Consider the following 24,383-nt stretch of genomic DNA (forward strand, 5'->3'; position numbering starts at 1 on the left):
CCGGCAACGAACTGCCGGGGCTTCCATCTATTTTACCACTTATACTGCGCACAAGCCTTCGTTTTCAAAGCTGCCTCGAAGCTGGTGCCCGTCTTCTTGAACAAGTTTTTGGCATTTTTCACATCCGTGCCGAAATGGTCCAACTCCAAATTCATCGACGATTCCGACGGGCTCATGAAGTCATAACCGAACGGTCCCAGCTCTCCCTTGGCCAGCAGCGAAAATTGCGGGCAATCGCCGTTCCATTTGCTCGTCAGCTTCACGCCGTCCGAGAAGGACGCCGGCCCCCATGAAGCCTTCACTGTCGCTTCAACGGCCAATTCCGTGCTCGATAGATCTTCCACCGGGCTGATTTCGAAGCCGCCGCCCACACCGACGCCAACCTCGGCGCAAGCCGACACGCCTTCGTCCGTTATGCACACCTTGCCGCCTCCGCCCAAGCCTTCATAAGCGCTCGCGCCGACGCAGAACAAGCCGCACGGATCCCGATACGAGATCGGGTTGTTATTCACATAGGCGTACAGATTGGACTGCTCGCCGTCCAGCAGGATCGGATCCTTAGCCGTCCAGCGGCCGGTATGCGGATCATAATCGCGGAAGCCGAAGCGCACCAGCTTCGTGCCCTCATCCGCCAAACCGCCGGCATAGCCGAGCGCCAATGTAAACGACGGATTGCTGTCCGCAAGCAGATTGCCGAAGGAATCATACTGCAGCTTCTTCACGACGGTACGGTCGCTTTGAAGCACAAGCTGCGGAGTCCCTACGCCATCCGTAATAACATAATAACGGACACTGCCTTTTTCCAAAGCCAGCAGCTTCCCTTGCTCGTCATAGAAATAGCTCGTAACGGATTGATCGGGGTCCACAACAGCCGTCACCATGTGCGGCGAGTTCGGATTACCGTACAAGTACTGCGTCTTCTGCCCGGATACTTCGCGGGACACCCGCCGTCCAATGGCGTCATAACCATATTTGTACGTGATGCCGCCGACGTTAGCCTCCAACAGCTCGCCTCTGGATGCATAGGTGAAGGTATCGCCGCCTCTGTTGGTCAGGTAGCCATCTTTATCGAATACATAAGATACCGAACCCGAAGATTTCAGCATATTATAGTCGCCGAACTCTGCACTCTCGGCCGATGACCCCGTAACGTCCCGGTAAATCCGGTTGCGGCTGTCATCGTAATCATAGCTCTCCGTGAACGGACCGTCCGGACCTGTCTTCGTAACGCTCGTCAGTTGCCCGTCGTCTCCATATCCATAGGAGTAAACTTCCTGCCCGGCCGATGTCGTTACGGTTTTATCCGTCAAATAGCCGCGCTTATCGAAAATGTGATCCACTTTGTAGACTTCCGTTCCGCCCAAAGTGTAAGTTAATCCTTTGACACGGCCGTTACCATCATACTCTTTGCCTACGTTCATTGCGCCGTCCGTGATAGAGCCTACCCGCTTGCCCGGCGCAGTGCGATTAAAGGTAAACGGCCCGAAACGGATCATATTCAAATCTTTATCATAGCCCAGCAAAGTCTCTTTGTTCGTCACATTGCCGGCCGTCATTTTAAAGCCTGTAAGATTGGAATACCCGTCATACGTATAGGTGAATTTACCGTTCGCCAGACCGGACAGCGTTAGCTCGGTCACAGACGATCCGTCGTATTTGTACCCCATGGATTGTTTGTAGGCCGGATCGGCCGAAATTGTGTTCTCGAGCTTGCTGACAAGGTCCGTATTTCCTTGATACGTAAACGCTCGGGAAATTTCGTCGTCGTTCAAGCTGTTCACACGCCCTGTTGCATCGTATCCGTAGGCAACTTCCCGGCCGCTAGGCAGCACCGCTTTATCGAACTTGCCGGATGCATTGTACAGGACCGTCAACGCTTCGGTTGCGCTATCCGGCGCAAAGGAGCTGAACTGATCCAAACCGTTGAAGGTTTGACGGTAAACGTCCAGACCCGCCGTCGTCACCTCGGTGAGATTGCCGGCGCCGTCGTAGCCTTTGCCAACGGTTTTGCCGCTTGGCAGCTGGATCGCAATGACCCGGTCCGCCTCGTCGTACGTATACCGCTTGGTCTGCCCCGCCGCGTCCGTCGTCTGCTCCAGCCGGTTCTTCGCATCGTACGTCTGCACGACGAACTGCTCTCCCTGCTCCGCACGCTGCAGCCTTCCCTTCGTATCGTATAGGAATAGGGTCGGCGCCAGCTTCGGATCGGAATCTTGGATTTTGACCACTCGGTCGTAGCTGTCCAGATAAGTGTGCGTTACGTAGCCTTCCGCGCTTGTTTCCGTGAACTTCTTCTCAGCAACTGTATAAAGAATCGATGAGCTCGATGTCGTCGTACGTCCTGCATTCGTCTCGGTCATCGAGTACGTCATGGTCAACGACTTCAAGCTTGACGGATCGCTTCTGTTCTCCAGCTGCGCGACGCGCTTCTCTCCGAGCGTCCATTTCCGGCCGGACGGCGAAGTCACCGTCATACTGGAAATGACCGGTGAATCGTCTCCCCAACGCGGGTCAGGCGATTTCGTCTGGATAACTTTGGTTCCGTCCGGGTAATCCGTCGTTTCCGTTCCATCGTCTTTCACCACGTAGACGGTCTTCGCAGCGGAAGGATCGGTGGTCGCCCGCTTCAACTGGCCTAATTCCCGCGTTACTTCATACGTCGTGGTCCGGTTGCCCGGTTTCGTGTAAATCACCTTATATCCGTTAACCGCACTTTCGCGTGCCAGTGTTGATACGCCTTCCAGCGGATTTTCCGCGCTGGTCAGATAACCTTGGGCATCGTATCCGTACTTGCGCACATGCCGGTTCGGATCGGCAAACTCTTTCAATAGTCCCTTGCTGTCATATGTCATGACGAACGACTCTCCCGCAGGATTCGCGATTTGCGTCAATTGTCCGTGCTCCACGGTTAGCGCCGTCCGCTGGCCGCCTGGCGCCACAATGGCCGTAGGCACCCCGCTGCTGTCCCGCTCTACGCGAACTTCATTGTTATTGCGGTCGTAGAGCTTGATTAACCGGCCTTCCCCATCGTACTCGAAACGAGTGATCGTGCCGCCGGTGAGCGCGTTTTTCGTTTCTACATGCCGACCCGAGTTCGGATCGAATAAATATCGCTCCGTGGCGCTGCCGTTCACGAAATCCGGCTTCGCCTCAGGCATCAACCGGTACAGGTAGAAGAAATCGCCGGCCGCTTTGCTGCTTTGCACTTGAATAATCAATTCATCCTGAGGTCCGGTGGACATCAATCGGATCGGCACGGTTCCTGAGTAGGCGCCGCCTTCATCCTTCACCTTCTGTTTGACGCTGGCAATGAAATCCGCCGCTACCTCTTGGAAAATTTGGTCCGTTGTGATCCGGTACAACTTGCGGTCGTCCGACGGACTCGGTACAAGTACGTAGATGTTCCCCGCCCGGTCGATTTCCATCCGCGGCCCTTCGATGTTGAAGACCGCCTCGGTTGCCGGGATGCCTTCATAGAATTGAACGAGACTAGGCGTGATATCTCCCGCATACAGAGAAATCGTGCCGTCCTCCGTCATTTTGCGGATTCGCGCATAGGTGCAGTTGCTTCCCGAGCAACCTGCTACATCCAGCAAATATAAGGAGCCGTCAGGGCCAAGCTCGATATCGTCCACGATGCCGACGTTTCTTTTCGTTACCGGACCGTTGTCTACGCCGAAATTGTCCTTACTCCTATATCCGCGTTCGCCGAGAGCAGTCAGTATGCCATCTGCGCCAATCCGGTATAACCGGCTGGAATCGGTAAAGTAAATGCTGCCGTCTGCAGCGATTTCAATATTTCTCGGATCGTACAGCTTCACTTGCGTCGCCGGAACGCCATCGCCAGGATCTTCATACTCGGCGCCAAGGAGGCCGCTACCTGCAATTGGCACCCACTCCGGGTCCGCTACGGCTTTCTTCCAAATCCGGTAAGTCCCCCAGCTGGTTCCATACAAGGTGCCTTCAGCATCCACCGCCAGCGCGTTCATCGACAGCTGACCCTTCATCCCGGCCACCTCAACAGCTGTGCCGTCTCCTTGCAGGCGGAATACATCCGTTTGTACGTTATCCGGATAGGGCAGCGGGAGTGTCTTATACGTATTAAGATATAAGTCCCCATCGGGTCCAACAGCCATCATTGTCGGAATCGTCGTTTTATTGCCGGCCGCAATCCCTGTGCCCGGAGCAGAAGGGCTCTCACGGAACACGATTTCTTGAGCGTTGCGCACGGATTTTGGCCGCTGCTCGATGAAGCCGCTGCCTTTGCCAAGCGTGCCGGTCAACTTATCGTAGCTGTGATGCGGGCTAAGGCTCCAGCCGGCTATGCCCATGTCTTGGTACGGATCGATCGGGCTTTCGATAGTGCCGTTCCATGTGCGCGAGGTCGCAATCGTCGTCGCCGCTCTTCCCCCTCCGATGACGTTTCTGGATCCTTTGGTCACGCCTGCCGCTTGGCCGAAGCTGCTTGCAAACGAGCCCGATGAAGAATAATACACAGGCATGTAATGATACTGCACCGTAACTTGATATTCATGAATACCGGTTAATTGCCGGCCATAGGCGTCTTTGCCATCCCAAACGTAACGGTAAGGCTTGCTTCCTTGCGATAATGGGATACTTGCCGTGATTCGGCGTCCTGCAATCTGAATGTCCACCGTAACGGCCACAACGGACGGCGGCAGCGGACCGTCGAGAACAGGGATTTCCAGCGCTGCTTTGCCTTGGTAGCCCTCGGCTCTGCGGCTGTAGTAATTTAACGTCATATTCGTCCCTGTCACCGGAATGACTTCCCCGAGCGTCATCTCCTGGCAGCCGATCACCGATCCCGAACTCTTGCATGGATCTTTGACATTAGGATCGTTGGAATTCGGTTTCCGGTTCGGCGGATTCGCCGCGTCCCCCGGCAGACCGTAAGGCCAGTTGAAGTCCCATGGGGTAAAATGCTCAATCGGCACGCGCCACAAGGTTTTGCCGGGTTCATACATGCCGCCGAGCTTCAACAGCTCCGCTTCCGTGAACCCGAGCGCCGCAAGCTTCGCAGCGTCGTCTTCCAAGGTGTCTGCATCCGAGTCTATGACGGCTCTACCGCCATCAACTCGCAATATTTGAATGATTTTGCCGTTCTTGGAAGGCACCCATTCTCCTGCTTCACGGTCATAATAACCGGAAGGAACGGTCTCCCCAACAGGGAACTCCAAGAAGTTATCCACATAGGTATAGATCGGTTGGCTGAAGCGAACCTCGGACGCCCTTGCAGCCACCGCTTCATCCGCCGAAAGCTCCACGGCGTACGTATAGCCTACGAATGCCGGAAGATCGCCTGGCATCGCCTGCTTGCCTTTATCTCCTACGGTATATTCCGTCGCTCGGACATTCATGCTTGGAAGCGGTACGGTCGAGCCGTCGGCAAGCTTCATATATGCCGTGGTCCCCTGCGGAATGAGCAGCGTCGCCTGTCTCGTACCGTCGGCGTCCGTGACCGGACTGCCTTGAACGACCTGGAAATCCGTGGAGCTTCCGGACAGTTCAACGGTTGTTACTTTCGTATCGAACGCTTTGAGCACGACATCAGGCAGCGTCACATAGCTCTCCCAGGATGCATGCACTTTGCGCCCAATAGCCATGTAGCCTTGCTTTTCATAATGAACAGTGACATTCGAACCGCCATTGACGGCCAAATCGAACATGCCGTCGGCACGCGTCAAGGTGTGTCCAAACTCCTCGTGGCCGACAATGGAAACCGTTATCCCAGCGAGAGGCTTCCCTTCTTCATCCAGCGCCAAGCCCCGCAGCACCGAGAGCCGTTCCGGCTCCATCGCTCCCGGCGTAACGCCGGTCTGAATCGGATTGCTTCCGCTGTAGATGAAAGCATTATTGTCGGCGAATTTCGCTGTGCCGTCAGCCGGAATCTCGGTCGCCACTTCGCCCGGATCGGGCGGAAGCTCCAACGGGAGCGTGACGGTTGCAGAAACGGCAGCCGACCGGTCGGATTCATTGCCAGCCAGATCCTTGGCCGCAACGGCGAAGAGATAGGATGTACCCGGAGTCAGTCCGCTTACCTCATATGCAGGTACGGTTCCCCCGGTCGGAATTGCTGTCCATGAGGCTCCGCCGTCCCCCGAATAATAGACGATATAACCGGCCAGATCGAGATCCGTTACGCTGCGCCACTGCAGGCTGACTTTGCCTGCAGCCGCTGTGGCGGCCAATTCCGCCGGCACCTCAGGCGCCGTATGATCGGGCTCGGCAAGCGGTACCGCCTGAACGGAGGAGGATTTCGGCGATTCATTGCCGCTCAAGTCCAGCGCTGTAACGGCAAACGTATACGTTACGCCGTAGGTTAACTGCGTCACCGAATACGTCGTTCCGGTGACTGTGACGGAAGGCGCGCCCCATGTGAGGCCATAATCCGTCGATGTATGAATGCGGTATCCGGCCAAATCCGGCTCGCTGCCTGCCAGCCATGACAGATCCACACGGCCGACGCCTGACACGGCATGCAGACCGCCGGGAGCCACCGGCGCCGTAACATCGATACCTGGAAGCGGTACGGAAGTGACGGGAGACGATTTGGCGGATTCATTCCCGCTGCCGTCCACCGCCGACACCGCGAACGTATACGGTACGCCGGCCGTAAGGTTCAGCGCGCTGTAAGTCGTTCCCGTAACGGTCGCAGGCGGAGACGACCACGTTGCGCCGAAATCATGCGAGGTATACACATAGTATCCGGCCAAATCGCTGCTGCTGACCGCCTGCCAGCTAAGACCGACGGTCTGCATCCCGGCTGCTGCCGTCAATCCGCTAGGGACGTCCGGCGGCGTCGAGTCAACAGCAGCGAGCGGCACGGCATTCGCGACGTTCGACTTCGCCGATTCGTTGCCTGCCGCATCCACCGCTGTGACGGCGAACGTGTACAGCGTACCGGGAACCAGTCCTTCCGCCGTATACTGAATCACTTTCCCTAACGGCTGGGCAGGCCCCCAAAGCAAGCCCCCATTCGTTGACGTGTATAATCGATAACCGGCTAAGTCGGCATCCGGCACCTGCTGCCAATGCAGCTCAACTGCTGCGGTTTTGGCGCTTGCCGTAAGCGTACCTGGTACGGCCGGCGGCGTCCGGTCAGGCGTGCCATCACCATTACCGTTGCCATTACCATTGCCGTTGCCATTGCCGCCTCCGCCGCCATGACCGCCACTTCCACCTCCGCCTCCATGACCTGGAGGCTTGTTGATATCCGCGAGCTCAACGGATCCCAGATCGGTGACTTGCCCCGCCTTCGCTCCCTTCAACTCCTGCTTCCATTCCTGAATGCGGCATTGGCATCCGTCAGGTTCGGACGACTTGCCGTCCAAATAACGAAGCACAGGCGGAACCTGCCCGCTATAGAGGGTCGATGCAGATCGGTCCTCCAGCACCATCCCCCGGTAATTGCGGTCAGGCAGCACATAAACTGTAAATGCGCCTTGAGCATCGGTAACTGTAAAGAAGGTAGGATTCGTAGCGAAAGCGAGCAGAACGCCTGCCGCCCCTTTTCCGTCTTCGCCCTTCAGCACTCCCTTGAATGCTGCGGCCTGCACAGCTTTCAACTCAGCGGTCTGCACGCCCTTGCGGAAATGTACCGCCTCATGAGCGGCAAGACCGTCAGCACCTGCCGTTATTTCGTATTGACCGTAAGGCAGCTGCAAGGAAAGCTGGCCCTCGGCATTCGTCATCCCCCACAAGCGGACGGAACGGTCGCCTTTGTCGTGCACCGTAACATGCGCACCGGCTAATGGTTCGCCCTGCAGCCCCTGCACGTTGACGGTCAACGCCTGCTCCTGCTTATCTTTCCAATACACCCATATCCGGTGCAAAATCACGGCAATCTCCGCGCGCGTCAGCGGTCTGTCTCCCTGAAAGGTGCCATCGGGATAACCGCCGATCATCCCGGCCTTAGACATCGCTCCGACAGCTTCCGCCGCCCAAGCCGGGATGACTGACGCATCCTTGAAAGACTCGGCCCCCTGCGCATCCAGCTTCAGCAGCCGGTTCATAATAACCGCTGCCTCGGCACGGGTCACCGGCGCGTTCGGCCGGAACTGGCCGTCGGCCGAACTCTGCACCCAGCCCAGCCGGGCAGCCTTCTGCACATCCGCCGCAAACCATTCGTCCTGAATATCCCGGAAGGTTACATTCAGGGACTGTTCATCCGTTTCCGGCTGCAAGGCGTCGTTCAGGCGAGCCGTTAACGCGATCAGCTCCGCTCTCGTTACCAATCGGTCCGGTCTAAAGCTCCCGTCCTCATACCCGGCAATAAGCCCTGCTGCGAGCAGCTCCTCAATTTCCTTCTTCGCCCAATCGGGCCATATCTCTTTCGTCACACTGTCCCCGGAGATAGCGGAGCCTTGTCCCCCATTCCCCGCTGCCGACGCTTCGGTCAGCCATAGCGACGGAAATGACGAGGTCATGATCATGCTTAAAATAAGTACCGCCGCCATAATCCTATGGCAATTCCATGTCCTGCTCATACCTGCCCACCTTTCGGCTTTCTAGCCAAATTATGTTGAACCCACTGAACGTTCTCGGCGTCGCCATGCAATCTCCAATCCTTAGCGCCTTGGCCGTCCTGCAGCTCCTGAGGCCATAACACGGTTACCCGGTTACCCTCGGGATCCGGGAAGTGAAAGGAGATCCCTTCGTCCTGTATATACAATCCCCTTGCAGGGACCCCGCCGGCTTTCACTTTCTCCCACAGCCGCTTCATCTCGGTAAGAGATCCGGTATGGAACACCATCCGCACGGCGATGGGATCGCTGACAATGCTTAGATGGCTGTAATGGGGAGCCTGCCCCATCGTCAGCAGAGACACTTCCTGATCGGCATCCGGATCCTGCAGCTGCATATCGAACGTCGACTGATAGAATGCCGCCAGTCTGCGTCTGTCGCGGGCATATAAGCCCGCACTGCCCAGCCTCAAGCAATTACTCATTGCACACCCAACCTTTCGAACTTGCTATTACATCAAAAATATCACTATTCACGGGAAGGCATAATTATCCCACTAGCTGCAAATGGGGTATCCATATGGATACCTCCGCAAATTTTGTATCTATACCGCGTGTATCCGTCCATGTAGAATGGGAAATAAAGGATACCCAATCTGATAGAGCAGGTGATGGATACGCGTGATCGATGAGCGCTATGAAGAAGAAAGCGAGTGGCTCGTAGGACGGAAGCGGGAGATAGACGAATTCCTGCAGCTGCTCGAAGCCTCCCCCAAACCATACAAAATCTTGAATGTCTTCGGCACCGCCGGCATCGGCAAAAGCTCGCTGCTCGACGAGTTTCAACGTCTGGCCAGAGCAGGAGGCACATGGACGCTCTCCATCGACAGCGAAGGCGATGTCAAAACGCCGGAAGCGTTGTGCGAGCACATCCTGCGCCTGCTGCCTGCCGGGACCGCCGGGCGGGCAACGGAAACGACGGATCTGCCCGTAACTTGCCTGCAAGCTTTGAATCAATTGGCATCAGAGCGTCAGGTCGTTTTGTTTATCGACGTCTACGAGCAGATGGAGAGCATGGACCAGTGGCTGCGGGATTATTTCCTGAAAAAGCTCGACAACAACATCCTCACGGTCATCGCCGGCCGGCATTCGCTTAGCGAAGCCTGGCATCTATCCCCTGTGTGGAGGAGGCAGCTGACGAGAATGGCTCTCTCCGAGCTCGATTACACCGCTGTCGCCCGGTTTGCTGAAAATACATACATCACCGACGAGAAAACCATCGGACGGATTTGGCGTTATTCCAAAGGTCATCCCTTGACGCTGTCCCTGATCACCTTCCTGTTCAGTCAACCGGATTATGAAGATAGAGCCGAGCATCCCGGCGGGGACGAATCGCTGCCCTATTTGATTTCCCAGTGGCTTCGCGAGGTGCCGGGTGAACATCTGCGTCCTTATATCGAGGCTGCATGCGTGCTCCGTCATTTTAATCAAGAGAGCCTCTCCTTCGTCACCGAAAGAGAGATTACGGCATCCGAGTTTTATCAATTAATCCGCTTCTCCTTCATCCGGAGGGTCGACCGCGGCTATACCGTACACAGCCTGATGCGCGACGCCGTGGCGCGTGAGCTTCTCTCCAGAACCCCTAGCCATTACGAGAAAGTGCGGGTCAGGGCGCTGCAATATTATTACAAGCGGTTGACCGATGGCAGCAAGACGGCGCCGGACCGGCGGGAGGGCTTCGAGCTGATGTATTACATCGGCGACTCCCTCATCCGGGCTTTCATGAACTGGTTCGAGCTCTCGCCCCGGCATTACGAAACCGTCGGCAGCCATCACCTCGCAGAGCTGGAAGCCTACGTCGCCAAGCGGAAAGCCACAGCCAAAGATACACGGATCGAGCTGTACGACCCGCAGACGAACGGTCATTTCAATTTCAACCTGACGGCCCAAGAAGCCAGCTTCACCGTGCACAAGCTAGACTTCAAGGCGCTCTTCTCGCTCGGCTATGACGTTGTCCGGGCCATGCGGGACGCGGATGACAGCATTATCGGAATCGCCGTCGTCATCCCGATTCACCGCGATACATTGCCTTATTTACGCAAGGCGCCGCGTTCCTCCGTTTATTTCAACAGCTTATCGCCCGAAATGAACGAACGTCTGTCGGTCCCCGCGCATACGCGAGCCGGATGGTTCATTGAGACGATCGATACGGCGGATTACGCCGATGCTTCCCAGCAGGCTGCGATCGGGCACTTGCTGCATGCGCTTATTTTTACAGGTGAATTGCTCGTCGAGTCCCCGGCACCCATCCCATATTTCATCCAAACGCACTTGAGTCTCGGCTTTGAAATTGCGCCTAACGGAAGGCATACGAACTATGACGGTGAAACGCCGACAGACACGTTCATTCTCGATATGCAGAACGAGCAGGTTGTCGCTTACATTCATCGCATGCTTGCACTCACCGGGCAGCAGATGCTGCTTCAGCAGGAAGCGGCGGCAACGCTGCAGCAAATCCCCCCTGCCGTTCAGGAGGAAGCAGCTGCCGCGCTTGACCGTATCTCGCTACGCACGGACATCACCTCCAGAGAGAAGGAAGTCGCCAAACTGCTGGAAGCGGGCTTTACGAACAAAGAAATCGCCGCAACGCTCTATATCAGCGAAGTAACGGTCAAGAAACATATGAAGTCGATGTTCGCTAAACTCGATGCGGTTAACCGGACGCAGCTGCTGAAGAAGCTGTTGGAGTGAACACTTGCAGAGTGCCAGCTGCGCTATACAAGAAGACCCCTTCGTTATCGAAGGGTGTCTTCTTTGCCTTTACTTCACGATGTCTCCCGCTTGCGTCAAAACCCGAAGCAGCATAACGGCCGTCTGTGCGCGTGTTGCCGGACTTGCCGGCGCGATGTGCGCAGCCGACATTCCCTGCAGCCAGCCTCTCGCCACAGCCGCAGCCATCGCGTCCTTCGCCCAGCCGGAGATGGCGCCTGCATCCGCGAAGGCATCCAAAGCGTCTGGCGCCGGAGCGTCCGCTGGCTTCAAACCGCGCAGCTCCGTAAAGCGCTGGAACAGCACAGCCAGCTCTTCACGCGAGACGGCGTCGTTCGGACGGAACTGACCGTCCGCCCCTTCGACAAGCCCGATCTCAGCGGCACGGGCTACATACGCTGCATACCAAGCTTCGTCGGCAACATCACTGAAGCGGGAAGCAGTACGGCTTGCATGCCGTTCGACGGGACCCAGCGCCTCCAGAAGCAGCTTCGCCGTTTCCGCTCGCGTGATCGGGCGGTCGGGCTGGAAATGCCCGGCATCCGTGCCGTTCACGATATGGCGGCTTACGAGCACGCTCACGTCCGGCAGGCTCCAATGCTCCTCGAGATCGGTAAACGCCCGATCGTACAGGAAGATGGCATATTCGCCTAATGCCGCAATATCCGCCTCGATGCGCCGGTTAGCGAGATCGGCGACACCGCCGATGTACGTCCAGCCCGCTGCCGCAGCGCTGTCCCGCTTATAGATGCCGAGACGCCGCAGGTCCATCGCCGAATCCTCGATCAAGCCCGCCGCCATCGACAGGCGCAGCGGCTTGCTCGGGTTCGTCTTGTCATCGGTGGTGAACACCACCGAATCTCCGATTGGCTTGTAGCCGGATTCGGAGGCTGCGGACACCTGGACCCGGACGGCTGTCAGCTTGCGTCCAGGCAGGAAGGCTCCGTCCGGAATCGACACCCGGACACGCCCTTCGAAACCGGACCATTCCTGCGAATGGCCCGTCAATTCGAGTTCCGCCGTCTCCTCTTTCGCCGGCACCGGAGCAGATCCGCCGCCTGACGCACCGCCTGACGCACCACCGGAACCGGTACCCGGTCCCGGACCTGGGGAACCGCCGCCGCCGTTCTTGGTCGCTGCTTGAACGGTAGCTCCGTTCGATGTATTCCTGTACGAATCCGCCGTCAGCAGCCGGATTTCATAGTCGGTTGCCGGCTCCAGCCCGTCGATGCGCCAAGACTGCACGCCCCGGTCCACATAGGTGACCGGCGAATAACGAGCTTCGCCTTTCTTCTTCCAGGCGACGAGCACTTGGTGCAGGTCGGCGTCAGCCGGATCCCGCCAAGTGACGGTCAGACTGTCCGTACTTGCAGCCGCAGCGATCTCGCCGGCCTCTTGCGGCGCTGTCGTATCCATGACAAGCTCCGTTTCTGCTAACGTAGTTCCTGACGATACTACGCCTATCGATTCCACACCGTTGCGACCGACGGTCGCTACGCGAAGCTCGTATGCCGTATTGGGACACAACGCACCAATAACGGCATTTCCGCTTCCCCGAGGAACGTTTATATCGACGGCTGCGCATGTGCTGCCAAGAGGCGAAGCGGTCAAGTGAACGTGGTCGTAATCAACAGTGTCATCCTCGGCCCACTCCGCAAGCAGCTGTCTGGAGCCTCCTGTGATGTTCACAGCACTGACAGCTTCCAGAGGGCTGGCGGTCGAAGGCTGTACCGTGAGCGTGAAGCTTTGCTCTTCATTCATGCCTACACGCGCATAGCTCTGTACGTCAGCCATTATGTGAAGACGGTACACCGCTCCTTCTGCAAGCGGGGCATCCGGTATGAACGTGAATTGCTTGGTAAGAGCAACCTCTGCGGCATCCGGCTTGGGATCCACAGCCTCTACATGCCCGGCCACGCGGAAACCATCCTCGGTTTCGGCATACACGGATAGATCGTTCACCGTATCCGCCACCATATACTTGCTGAAGCTCAGCGGAATACCGGAGCCATAAACGACCTGGCCGACGGAAGCTGTAGGCGGAGCCAGCGAAATCATCCCCACATTGACGTCAAAATGAGGCGGCAGCACCGTCAAGTCGGCGCTTTGTGCCGGCAGATAGCCTTCTTTTTCAAACATAACCCGCCATTTGCCTTCCGGCACATCCCATCCGTACCGTCCCAGCTTATCGGTGGTTAGCGGATTGCTCTGTCCGAACCATCCGGCATCCCACTCGCGCCATACCTCCGGCGAGCTGCTGTCCTGCTGCAGAACCGTAGCCGTTACTCCTCCAATCCGGTTCTCCGGCAAAGCTTCGTAGACGTAGCCGCTCGGGTCCCAGATCCAGATCGGGTCCGCTACTTTATCCGGCTTATCCGGCTTCTTAGGGGGAGGCACCTTGTCTTCATCGTCATCGTCGTCCTTCTTCTTGTTGCAGCGCTCGATCGCACCTGCTTCAGCCATATCGTCGCGCCATTTCTTTTCTTTCTCGAACTCTTCCTTCAGCTCATTGAGATCCGCCTGCCAGCTGGCGAGAATGCCGTCGCCCAATGCCGTTAAAACGGCAGCGATGGAATTGCCCACTCTGTTCGGAATTTTATCGATCACCCCAACGACGCCGCCGATGCCGGTGAGCAGATTTTTGCCCAACAGACCGTTGGCCGCATGATCGTAGAGCAGATTGATCCGTCTCATGTAATAATTCACAGTCGGTAAATTGCACTCATTGTTAATGACATAATCCTGGAATTCGAGCAGCTGATCGGCGAACGTCATGAAATCTCCGGCGTCCGAGAGAAGGCTTTTCAACGTGCCCAGAATGCCCAGAACTTCATTCGCCTTCTTGGCTTCAGGGAACGCCAGCGACAACGCAATCGTGACGTAATCCGTCGAGATGGTGTCGCCCCCCAGCGTCTGCGGGAACATCGCGCGCAGCTGCTCGGCGTCCTGCTGCGAAATGGCGGACAGCGCAACATTGCCGCTGATCCGGAAGGTCAAATCGTTCGGATTCAGCCCGTACGTGAAATCACGATAAGGCTTTGCCGTGCCGCTGTCCGTGATCTTGACCGCTTTCATACTGACTCGCAGATTCATCGCCGTGCGATTCTTATCACCCAAAACGGCGCGGTACGTAGGTGTATAAACGGTATCTCCGTCGGGTCCTTCTCTGCTCTCGTCGGCGATGCTGAACTCGGCGTTGCGCCAGGTGTCCGCCAGCTGCTGCCTGGCGGCCTGCCATTCGGCCGTTGTTGGCGGAACGGGGCGCGGAGATGGCGCTGCAGGCGCCGTATTGTACTTGACGTAGATGCCGCTGCCAAGCCCGTTCGAGCTGACAGGTAGGGAAGCTGTGTAGAGACCGGCACCCGCCGGAGTGGCCGCAACTTCCGTGTTGCCTACGCGAATGCGCACATTTTCCGCGCGCTCGGGGTTAGCCAGTTTGACCTGAAGCAGCAAGGGCTTCGAAGGAACAACGACATAAGGGAAACGCGATACGCCCTTCGAAGGGTCGAACGTAACCTCGCGCCCGTCCGGCTGCCTGAGCACGACCTCAGTCACAGCGGGCAGCGAGCGATCTGCGGTAACCTGCCGGGCTTCCGACTGGATATAAGCCCCATCGATCTCCGATTTGGCCGTAACCCGGTAATACTGCGCCGAATCGCTCCATATGCCGGGCGACTCCATCGACGGTAGTGTGACGCGCGTAAACCAGAGTCCGCCAGGTGTCGCCACCGTCCGGCCAATCAGCTCATCGTTAGCGAAGATTAGCACTTCCTTCCCCGCCGGCGCACGGCCGCTTACCGGAATCTCCAGGCCTTGCGTTCGCGACGGCACTTCCAGCGTGACAGGAGCAACGTGAATATACGTGCTGCCCAGGGGCTCAACCGTGAGAGAAGCACCCGCCGTTTTGCGGTATTCCATCGCAATGCCCGCTTCGACCTTGCTGTCTGCCGGCTGGCCGACCTGCAAGCGGTAATTCAACGTCCCTTTATTGCCCGGCTTCAAATTGCCTAACGGGATGCGGTAGGTACCGCCTTCCACTGCTCCAGGGACAATAGTAGTCCCATTAAGTACAACGCTATCCGAAAGCAGCTCAGTGCCCTCCGGCACGGTCAGCAGCAGCGCCGCATCGGTGACGGCGGGCTTCGCTCCCGGCAGCATGTAGCGCGCTTGCAGCGTGACGCTTTGCCCCGTCGATACCGTCAGTTCCGTGACGGCGAAGCCGTTATTCGGATCGCCGGTGAAGATGACCTCCCCTTTCGGAATGGCAACCGGAGGCAGCACTAACTTCTGGCCTTCAGCCACTTGCGTCACGATGCGGTAGGTCGGGGAACCGCCATAGTAGCCAATCGGCGTGCGCTTGGTTATGGCAAGCTCGTATTTCCCCGCTTTAGGCAGCGAAACGGAGAAATGGCCGTCCGTCTCCACCATCGCGTTGTATATCGCCGTGCTCTTTCCGTCCTCCTTATAGCCGGCTGTAACCTGATACTGGGAAGCATCCGCCAAATCCAGGACAGCGCCCTCGATCCGCGCTTTCTCCTCCAGCTTCACTTCGGCGACCGCATTCCACTCATCGTCGAGAACAGCCGTCGTACAGTTCGTCGTCAGTCCGGCTTCCGAGCCGTTCAGACAAACCTCGAAGCCTTCTCCCGAGGCGCCGTACACCTTCACGCTACCCGCTGCCAGCCCGCCGCCATTGTTCCATAGCATCCCTTGCGAGCTTTGCATGCCGGATGATTTGGAGCTGACCGTCAGTCTGTAATGAACGGCAGCCCGCCAATCCGATACGTCAATCGGACCGTAATCCCCGTCTACCGGCTTCAGCCAGCCTCGGATCGCTAACGTCCCGATTCCCCGGTTTACCAGCGGGACGACCAATTCCGTCGTCTCCCCGGAAACCAGCGTCACCCGCTGCGGCTGCTCGTTATGATACATAGGAGCCGCCTTCCGTTTGGCATTAATCACATAGGTGCCGGGGGATCCCCGGAACGTGAACTTCCCGTTCGCATCCGAGACGAGCTCGACCGATGTGCTGTTATTCTCGGAAACGGAGACTATGCTTACATGTGCGCCGGGGACCGCTTTGCCTCCCCCAAACGTAACGCCTTGTAGAACGCCGTCCGTCAAATCATTCAGTTGAACCGTTCGTTCATTTCTCCCCGGTTCCAAGGTAACCGTTATAACTTCCGGGGTCTCATAGGGAGGCTGCGTCTCCAATTTCACTCGGATGGTTTCCCCCGCAGAATGAACGCCTCTGAGCCTGATCGCCCCGCTCGCATCCGTCTTCCCGCTATAGTTCGGCTTCCCGTCTGCGTCCTGGAAATGAACCGTTACTCCAGGCATCTCTTCATTGCGGCTTCCCCTGACATGCAGAGTGAATTCCGCTAGAGGCGAGACGGTCTCCGCGATAGAGGTCCGCTCCGCGCGCTTAAGCGCGACGCCTCGCCGCTCGAGCAGCTTCCGGCCGGCTGCATCCGTGATTTGCACGGTGTAGTCGTCGGCCGCAGCCAGCGCAACGGACGCCTCAAGCGCCTCGCCGAACGCTGCGGAGCGGCCCGTATTGCGGCTTTCGCTCCACACGGTCACTTGACTTCCGCGCAGGTGTCCGGGATGATCCGTCACCAGCTTCACATTCAGCTCTCCGGCAACTTCCACAGGAAAGCCCGATGCGGCCTTGGCAGCTTCCGGGCTGCCCTTCGGCTGCACACGGACAGAAGCGACACGCACAGTCTCTTCTTGCAGCTTGTAGCTGCCGATATAGACTTGCGGATTGCTAGGCGACAGGCTTAACGCCACTGTGTCTTCATGTATGGACGCATCGCCGTCGAGCTCATAGGCAATAACCGCCTGCAGATTCTTCCCGGCATCCGCCGAAGCCCGGATGGACAGTACGGAGCCGATCGGAGCCTGACCATGAACAAGTTGAGGGATAGTTACGTCCGCTCTTTTCACGGTATCCTTAGAGGGGGGCGGAGTTGTGCTGCAATCATCCAAGCACACCGTAAACACGCGGTTCGTTCCGAACGACTCTCCGCCGTACTCCTCCGTGAATACACCTCTCTTGCCGTCTCCGCTCAACGAGATGCTTCCATTGTCTGCAGATAGCTTGCCGATGTACCGGTACATGGAAGTATCGGCCAAGTCGAAACGGATCGTAGCCCACTGCAGGTAAGGAGCCTGCATGTTCAGGGAATCGTAATTCTCATAGCGGAAATAAATATAATTGCCGTCTGCTGTCAAATGCGGCGCGCCGAGATCTACGCTCGAAGCGGCCGTACTCCACTGCCATTTCTCCGACCAAGCGGTCCCCGCACGCTCCAGAACGGCTATCTCCACGCCACGGTAATCCGCATAACGGATCGCCATGTAACGTCCGTCAGCCGTCAAGCTCGGAGACGTCACTTCAGTGTCGGATCCAGGCTGCCTGATATTCTGGTAGTGCAGTTGGCCTAGTAGCGTATCATAGACGAAAAGCTTGTTCTTGCCGTCGCCTGCGCCGCCATCCGGTACGAGTTCAGGCGCACGGGAGACAAAAGCCGCATACCGTCCGTCCCCGCTGAGCGCCACCTCTTCGCTGTCGGCGGTCGTTTCGGGCTTCCCTTCCGGACTGCTGATTCGCTTCACAGTGCCGCCCGACTCCCCGCTGCGGTCCACAAGGAATACATCCAATCGTCCGTTCGTATCGCCCGCCACCAGGTTGCCGGCTTCAGAGACGAAGGCCAGTTTGCTGCCGTCTTCACTCATGGACAAATGCGCAAAGTGCCCTTCTCCTGTCGTAACGACACGTTCATGCCGGTCCAGAGTTCGGTCGTATACCTCCAGAACGTTGACCTCTTCTCCCTCATCCCAAGTTTCGAAGGCCGCATACCGTCCTTCTGCGCTAAGCGCAATCATCTCTCCTTGCCGGTAGCGATTGCCCAGGTGACCGATGTTCGTCAAGCTGCCTGAGGCTGTATCATACACATAAACGCGTTCGACATCGGGATTCTCCGGATCGTAACCCGGCAGCTCATTGCTGTTCGAGATAAAAGCCGCCGTCGACCCGTCCTTGCTCATGACCGCGTCCCAGAACCCGCGATGGCGCTCCGCCGGAGACGTATTCGCAATTTCCTTCGCGTCGCTATGAAAGGTCGATCCGAAGAACAAGAGCCCATCGGAAGCATTGCCCGCTTCATCGAAAGCGAACAGCCGGTATTGCTGGAAGGCTTCCTCCGGCAGACCCGTATGAACGAATTTCAGGTCATCCTTCGTTTCCTTGAGAACCGACCACGACTCACCGTCTTTCCATTGCAGCTGATAATAATCAATCGTCTCACCCGTGATGGGATCCCATTGCAGCTCGATCTGGCTGTCGGTTGAGCCGACTGACCGCAAATTCATCCACCGGCCATAAGGCGGGAGCTGATCGAGTTCGATCCGGACCGGATCGGTTTCCGCGCTCGTTTGCTCTTCCCGTTTGGCGATTGCCCTCACCTGGTAAACCCCCGCTTCCGCCAAATGCAGCGTCATCGCGAACCGGCCCAGCCCCGGTCCGTACACCTCCGAAGCAACGGCCGTTTCTTCCGTATCCGGCATCCCATTCTCGATCAGCCCATACTTGATCGTCACTTCCGCATCCAGCGGCGCAGTCCCGGTAATCTGTACTTCGTTCTGGTTCGTCTTAGCCGGCAAGGGGTTGATCACCGGTTGCGCCAGCTCCGGAACTGCCGCAGCCTTGATGGGTCCAAGATCATACACTTGCTTGGTTACAGCCGTTTCCTCGGCCGAAAGGGCGATCAAGTCGCCGACTTTCACCGTATGCTGCTCCTTGGCGTATCGCGGAGAGGATACGGGCGGATCCGTGATCGCTGCCGCTGCTGGAACGGGCACAGGAAACAGGCCGAATAGTAAACTCATATTTAACAGAACAGCTACCCAGCGTCTCATTCTCTATGTTCCTCATTTCTTTCCAAATGTAGAAAAATGTCCGGCTACAGGGATAGGTTCAGCAGAAATGATGTACGCCCGCAATAGAAGGCTCAAGATGGAACCCTGTGCGCCTGTAGTGCTTCGGTAAAAAACTTTCAGATCCGGACGGCTCCCTCCCAGGTTGATGCCTCGTTCCCCCGCATATTCCCGAGCAGCCAGCAGGCTCTAGCCAGGCTGGTGCGCAGCAGCGCGGGAGTACGATTTGTTTTGACCATCGTCACGTGTCTCCTCTCTTGTTTCGCAAAGCCAATTATGACAGCTTACGTCCGGGAACCCTATTATCCTTAAGCATACTTTTGGGAGCCAATAGGATAGCTAGAAGCTGGCTAGTGTTCCTCCAAAATGTTGCATCGGTTGCGGCTTAAGGCTTTACATGCCTTATCATAGCGAGGCCCGATTCCCGCGGGCAAGAGCACCCTTCCTGCCCTAATCGGGAAAATGAGCCGGGAATAATTCCCAGGAGAACGGGAAAAATTTCCTGCCAATCGAAGGGAAAATGCAAAAAGGCCTACTTTCTTTTTCAAGAAAATAGGCTTTCTGTGCTGAGCCGCGATGGACTATCCCCGGGTCTAGGATAAATGAAGTTGTTTGGCCATGAATTGCACGCGATTATGAACGTTGGTTTTGCGGTAAATAGCGCTCAAATGCTTCTTGATCGTAATGACGCTGACGAACAGCATCGCAGCCATCTCTTCATTGGAGTGCCCTTGCAGCAGCATGGAGGCGACCTTGGCTTCCTGTTTGGTCAATCTCTCTGAGCTGAACGCAATCGGCTGGGCGTCGTCCCATTCCGCAAGTTTGTTCAGGAAAGCCTCTTGCCTCTCACCGCGCAAATCCAAAACATAGCAGAATGAAGGACGTTCTGCGCCATAGCCGGTATGCCGGACTTCATGGACCTGGGCAAAGCCGAGTTGAAGGAGCGCATCCTCATAAAAAGGCAGCGGCGGCGGGCAGGCTATGACGATCGTCCCAGGTTGAATATAAGACATCCTGAGCCTGAAGGAGTCGTGCCGCAGCGCTTCGTCCTCGGGATTATCGATATCGATCAGCCGGATGAACCAGCCCCCGCAACGCTTTGCCTCCTCCCACTCGGCAGTCCCGAAATAATCGCGGGTGAACGGATTGCGCTGCAAGTAGGACCTGGCGCGGTCGCTCAATGGAACAGCGGCGCTGCAGCCCGCGATCAGACCGTCATCCTTCATCACGAGCATGAGTTCGGCCCCGCAGGATGCCAGCTCGCGAAGCTCTTCCTCATCGGGCAGGCCCAGCCTGCTATCCTCTTGCGAAAGCTGGTAATGGAACAGCTGGCCGGTATCATTTTCGCCGCATGCGATCCTGTAACTGCCGCTTAGTGCTTTCCTGCGCGCCAAGTAGGACCGCAGCTCGTGCATATTGGTTGCCGTAACCCGGACTAGGGAATTCGGAGACGTTCTGGAGCAGTGATAATGGGCTCGAATCAGAGGATTTCCGGTATGGTAGAGGAGGTCCCCCAGGGCTCGGAACGGCGTCGGCTCAGAGGAAGGAGTCAGAAATTGATTCCTGTAATAGCGTGCCGCCCTTCTCTCCAGCGCCAAATATTGCTCCTGGCTTCTAGCCCGCAAAGCGAGCCGGACGCCATCGCGAATGGAGGCCTGAACCGTCCAGCCATCAGTGCATTTGGCAATGAAGGTCAGCCGAAGCAACTGGTCGAAACGCTCTATTGTTGCTTGCGGGCCAAGGAGAAACGTTAATTTATCGTAGTCAAAAGAACGCAGCACGCATGCCGCTTCCAACAGTCTCCGGGTCTCCGGGTCCGGAACTTCCTGCAGCCAAGAGGCCAGAACATGTTGAAACGTATCCATTTCGAACACATTGCCTTCGGGACGGGAAGCCAGCAACCACTCGATACTTAACGAAAGGGTCAACGGATGACCTTTGGAAATGATCCAAAGCTTCTCGATATGACGCTCTTCCGTTACGCCATGCCGTTTGGCGTATGCGGCCGTGTCACGGTAAGTGAGCGGAGCAAGCGTAAGCAGGCGTATGGAGCGCTTCCACACCGGCTGAAACTGCCAAGCGCCTTCCATCCCGCCGCGTCCGGCGATCAGAATGCGAACCGTAACCGGAAGACCGGGCAGCCATGTTTCTCTGAACCAGCTCTCCCAGTATCCGCTTTCTTCAAAATGATCGAAACATACGAGGGCGGGCGGCTCCGATTGCTGCGCCTCCAAATCCAACCGATTCAAGGCACTGCGGAGATCCGCTGCGGTCATGAAGCTTCGGCAATCGAGCGCATGCACCGCGAAGCCTTCCCGTCCCGCTTGCCTCAAGGCCGCTTGCATCAGCGAAGTTTTGCCGCTGCCTGCCGGTCCTTTGAGATGCAAAATAGGCAGCTGCTTGTATTCTTCCCGGTACCACTGAGCGATGATGGCCAGCTCCCCTTGCCTGCCCACGAAATAGGAGGCCTCCAGCCATTCTTTGCGCTCAGCCCAGGTTGCCGCAGAAGACGGAATGTCCATTGAACTCATGAAATTCACCTGCTTCATGTAAAGCTAATTTCCCTCAGTATACAACCTGAAACAACAAGCCGTATACGTCTATTATACTCCGGTATAATAGTCCTTCTTCCGCATGCTTGCTATACTTCAAACACATGAACTGCGACTGCGCTAAGGAGGATTAAAAATGAACACCCCCATTTACAAAACGCAGCGGAATTGGCGCCAAACGCTGCAGCTGCCGGAAATGCTGACAGGATCGGAGATTTTGTTGAGGTCTCTGCTGCTGGAAGAGGTCGAATGCGTGTTCGGCTATCCGGGAGGAGCCGTCCTCTATTTATATGACGCCATGCACGGCAATCCGCACTTCCGGCATGTACTGACCAGACATGAGCAAGGCGCCATTCATGCGGCGGACGGCTACGCCCGCTCCACAGGGCGAACCGGCGTATGTCTGGCAACTTCCGGCCCCGGAGCGGCCAATCTCGTCACCGGCATTGCGACGGCGCAGATGGACTCCGTGCCGCTCGTCATCATAACCGGCAATGTGCCGTCCGAGCAGCTCGGTACGGATGCCTTCCAGGAGACGGACATCATCGGCATTACGATGCCGATCGTGAAACACAGCTTCCAGGTGCGCCATGTCGAGCAGTTGGCCCGAACGATTCGCGAAGCTTTCTATATAGCGGGTTCAGGCCGCAAGGGCCCGGTCCTCATCGATATTCCCAAGGACGTCTCCGCTGCTCGGGCACCATTCGCCTACCCCGGCCAGGTTGAGTTAGAGGGATATGTTCCGAAGCCTCCCCTCCCTTGCCAAGGCATCGACGACCTGCTCGCCGCTATTGAAACAGCCTGTCGTCCTGTCATTCTGGCCGGCGGCGGTGTTGTCCACGGAGAGGCGAGCGGAGAACTGCTCGCCTTCGTCCAAAAGAGCGGGATCCCCGTCACGACAACGCTCATGGGCATCGGCGGCTTCCCTGCCGTCCATCCGTTATGGCTGGGGATGCCGGGCATGCATGGAACGGCTGCGGCGAACCGTGCGCTCATCGAAGCAGATCTGCTGATCTCGCTCGGCGCCAGGTTCGATGACCGCGTTACGATGCGGTTGGACGGCTTTGCCCCCCGAGCGACAATCGCCCATGTCGATATCGATGCCGCAGAGCTGAGCAAGAACGTAACGGCACACATGGCCATTGCCGGCCATGTGAAGGAGGTGCTTGCCCACATGCAATCCAGGATTGTTCCCCCCGCATCCGCGCATCTGGAACAGTGGGTCCGCCATCTGAGCGAGCTGAAAGCGAAACAGCCTCCCCGCTATCGGGGAGGCGGAGAGCTTCTGAAGCCGCAGTATGTCATCGAGATGCTGTCCGAGAGCACGCAAGGCGAAGCCATCGTGACGACCGACGTCGGTCAGCATCAGATGTGGACGGCACTGTTTTACCGTTTCCAGCATCCGCGGTCCTTGCTTTCCTCAGGCGGCCTGGGTACGATGGGCTTCGGTTTCCCTGCCGCCATCGGCGCACAAATCGCCCATCCCGACAGGCTGGTCATCTCCATCAACGGTGACGGCGGCATGCAGATGTGCGCTCAAGAGCTTGCCGTTTGTGCGATTCACAAGCTTCCTGTCAAGATTGTCGTCATTAATAATCAAACCCTGGGCATGATCCGGCAATGGCAGGAATTGATTTATGAGAGCCGCTTCAGCCATATCGATTTGTCCGGCAGCCCGGATTTTGTACTCCTGGCCGAGGCTTACGGCGTCAAGGGGCTAAGAGCGGCTACGGAGGCGGAAGCGCAGCAGGTGTGGAAAGAGGCGCTCGCTCATCCGGGACCGGTGCTCATTGACTTTCAAGTCGATAAGCAGGAGCTGGTGCTGCCGATGGTCCCCGTCGGCCATACGCTGAGCGAAATGATTGAGGAGGTGAACTGAACGAGATGGCTGATCCGGCACAATCTTTCCTATTATCACTGCTCGTTCATGATCGGCCGGGCGTGCTGCAGCGGGTATGCATGCTCTTGGCCAAAAGAGGCTTCAACATCGCCAGTATCTCGGTCGGCGGTTCGGAGCAAACCGGCTTCTCCCGGATGACCATTCGCACTTATGGCGATAGGAAGGTCATGCAGCAGATGGTTCAACAATTTAGTAAACTAATTGATGTGATCACGGTCCAGCCTGTCGAACAGCCTTTCGAGCGGGAGCTGGTGCTGCTTAAGCTCGCCGCCGGAGCAGGTCCGGGTCAGGAAGGGCCGGAGTATTCCGCAACCGCAATAGCCGGGCAAGTCTCCACATTCGGAGGAAAAATCGTGCAGCTTGAGGCGGGAGCTTGTCTCGTCGAGATGTCCGGGGGGACGGCGGAGGTGGAACAATTCATTGAAGCAATTGGACGCTACCCCATTGTCAATATGGTCAGGACCGGCGTTGCAGCGTTGTCTCTGCGGACGGAAGGCCTGTAAGAGCTTACGTCGGCGCACCGGATGCGCTCCCGGCGATGGCCGCCGTGACAGCAGCGTTTTCCGCCGGCTAACGGGCACAGCTGCCCTTAATCGTCACATCTGAGCCGATTACAAATCTAACGGACACCCGAGGCGCTATTCGCCCGTTTCAGGCATATTTTTGCCTCGAAAACGGCGAATAAGGCACCGGGTGTCCGTTAGATTCGGATCATGCCGCAGTCCGGGGTATTAACGG

Annotated in this window: 7 protein-coding genes; 3 read left to right on the forward strand and 4 right to left on the reverse strand. The window is 57.2% G+C overall.

The window, feature by feature from the left end; genetic code table 11:
- Positions 1–32: 32 nt before the first annotated feature.
- Positions 33–8,507 carry an S-layer homology domain-containing protein gene (locus J2X61_RS28475; RefSeq protein WP_310192809.1) on the reverse strand — a complete coding sequence of 2,825 codons (8,475 nt, stop codon included), beginning with the start codon at positions 8,505–8,507 and terminating at the stop codon, positions 33–35.
- Positions 8,504–8,968 carry a VOC family protein gene (locus tag J2X61_RS28480; protein ID WP_274472777.1) on the reverse strand — a complete coding sequence of 155 codons (465 nt, stop codon included), beginning with the start codon at positions 8,966–8,968 and terminating at the stop codon, positions 8,504–8,506. Before J2X61_RS28480 ends, J2X61_RS28475 begins: the two co-directional genes overlap by 4 nt.
- A gap of 196 nt (positions 8,969–9,164) precedes the next feature.
- Between J2X61_RS28480 and J2X61_RS28485 the strand changes: the two genes are divergently transcribed.
- The gene (locus J2X61_RS28485) at positions 9,165–11,234 is read left to right on the forward strand and encodes a LuxR C-terminal-related transcriptional regulator (protein WP_310192811.1); all 2,070 of its coding nucleotides are present in this window, start codon (positions 9,165–9,167) and stop codon (positions 11,232–11,234) included.
- 69 nt (positions 11,235–11,303) lie between these two features.
- Here the strand turns inward: J2X61_RS28485 and J2X61_RS28490 are convergent, their stop codons facing one another.
- Positions 11,304–19,175, reverse strand: a complete 7,872-nt coding sequence (locus tag J2X61_RS28490; RefSeq protein WP_310192814.1) for an S-layer homology domain-containing protein — start codon at positions 19,173–19,175, stop codon at positions 11,304–11,306.
- Between the two features lie 611 nt (positions 19,176–19,786).
- Positions 19,787–21,724, reverse strand: coding sequence for a LuxR C-terminal-related transcriptional regulator (locus J2X61_RS28495; RefSeq protein WP_310192817.1), 1,938 nt, complete (start codon positions 21,722–21,724; stop codon positions 19,787–19,789).
- 157 nt (positions 21,725–21,881) lie between these two features.
- Here J2X61_RS28495 and ilvB point away from each other — a divergent pair, with 157 nt between their 5' ends.
- Positions 21,882–23,624 (forward strand): biosynthetic-type acetolactate synthase large subunit, encoded by a 1,743-nt coding sequence (gene ilvB / locus J2X61_RS28500; RefSeq protein ID WP_310192822.1) that lies wholly within the window; start codon positions 21,882–21,884, stop codon positions 23,622–23,624.
- Between the two features lie 5 nt (positions 23,625–23,629).
- Positions 23,630–24,148: an acetolactate synthase small subunit gene (gene ilvN / locus J2X61_RS28505; RefSeq protein WP_310192824.1), complete on the forward strand. Its 519-nt coding sequence runs from the start codon at positions 23,630–23,632 to the stop codon at positions 24,146–24,148.
- Positions 24,149–24,383: the final 235 nt, after the last annotated feature.

It is taken from the genome of Bacillus sp. 3255, from assembly GCF_031456485.1.
Classification (GTDB): Bacteria; Bacillota; Bacilli; order Paenibacillales; family NBRC-103111; genus Paenibacillus_E.

Bases quoted from the DNA above. Each gene is read 5' to 3' on its own strand.
- ilvN (WP_310192824.1), top strand. From the start codon at position 23,630: ATGGCTGATCCGGCACAATCTTTCCTATTATCACTGCTCGTTCATGAT.
- J2X61_RS28480 (WP_274472777.1), bottom strand. From the start codon at position 8,968: ATGAGTAATTGCTTGAGGCTGGGCAGTGCGGGCTTATATGCCCGCGAC.
- J2X61_RS28475 (WP_310192809.1), bottom strand. From the start codon at position 8,507: ATGAGCAGGACATGGAATTGCCATAGGATTATGGCGGCGGTACTTATT.
- J2X61_RS28495 (WP_310192817.1), bottom strand. From the start codon at position 21,724: ATGAGTTCAATGGACATTCCGTCTTCTGCGGCAACCTGGGCTGAGCGC.
- J2X61_RS28490 (WP_310192814.1), bottom strand. From the start codon at position 19,175: ATGAGACGCTGGGTAGCTGTTCTGTTAAATATGAGTTTACTATTCGGC.
- ilvB (WP_310192822.1), top strand. From the start codon at position 21,882: ATGAACACCCCCATTTACAAAACGCAGCGGAATTGGCGCCAAACGCTG.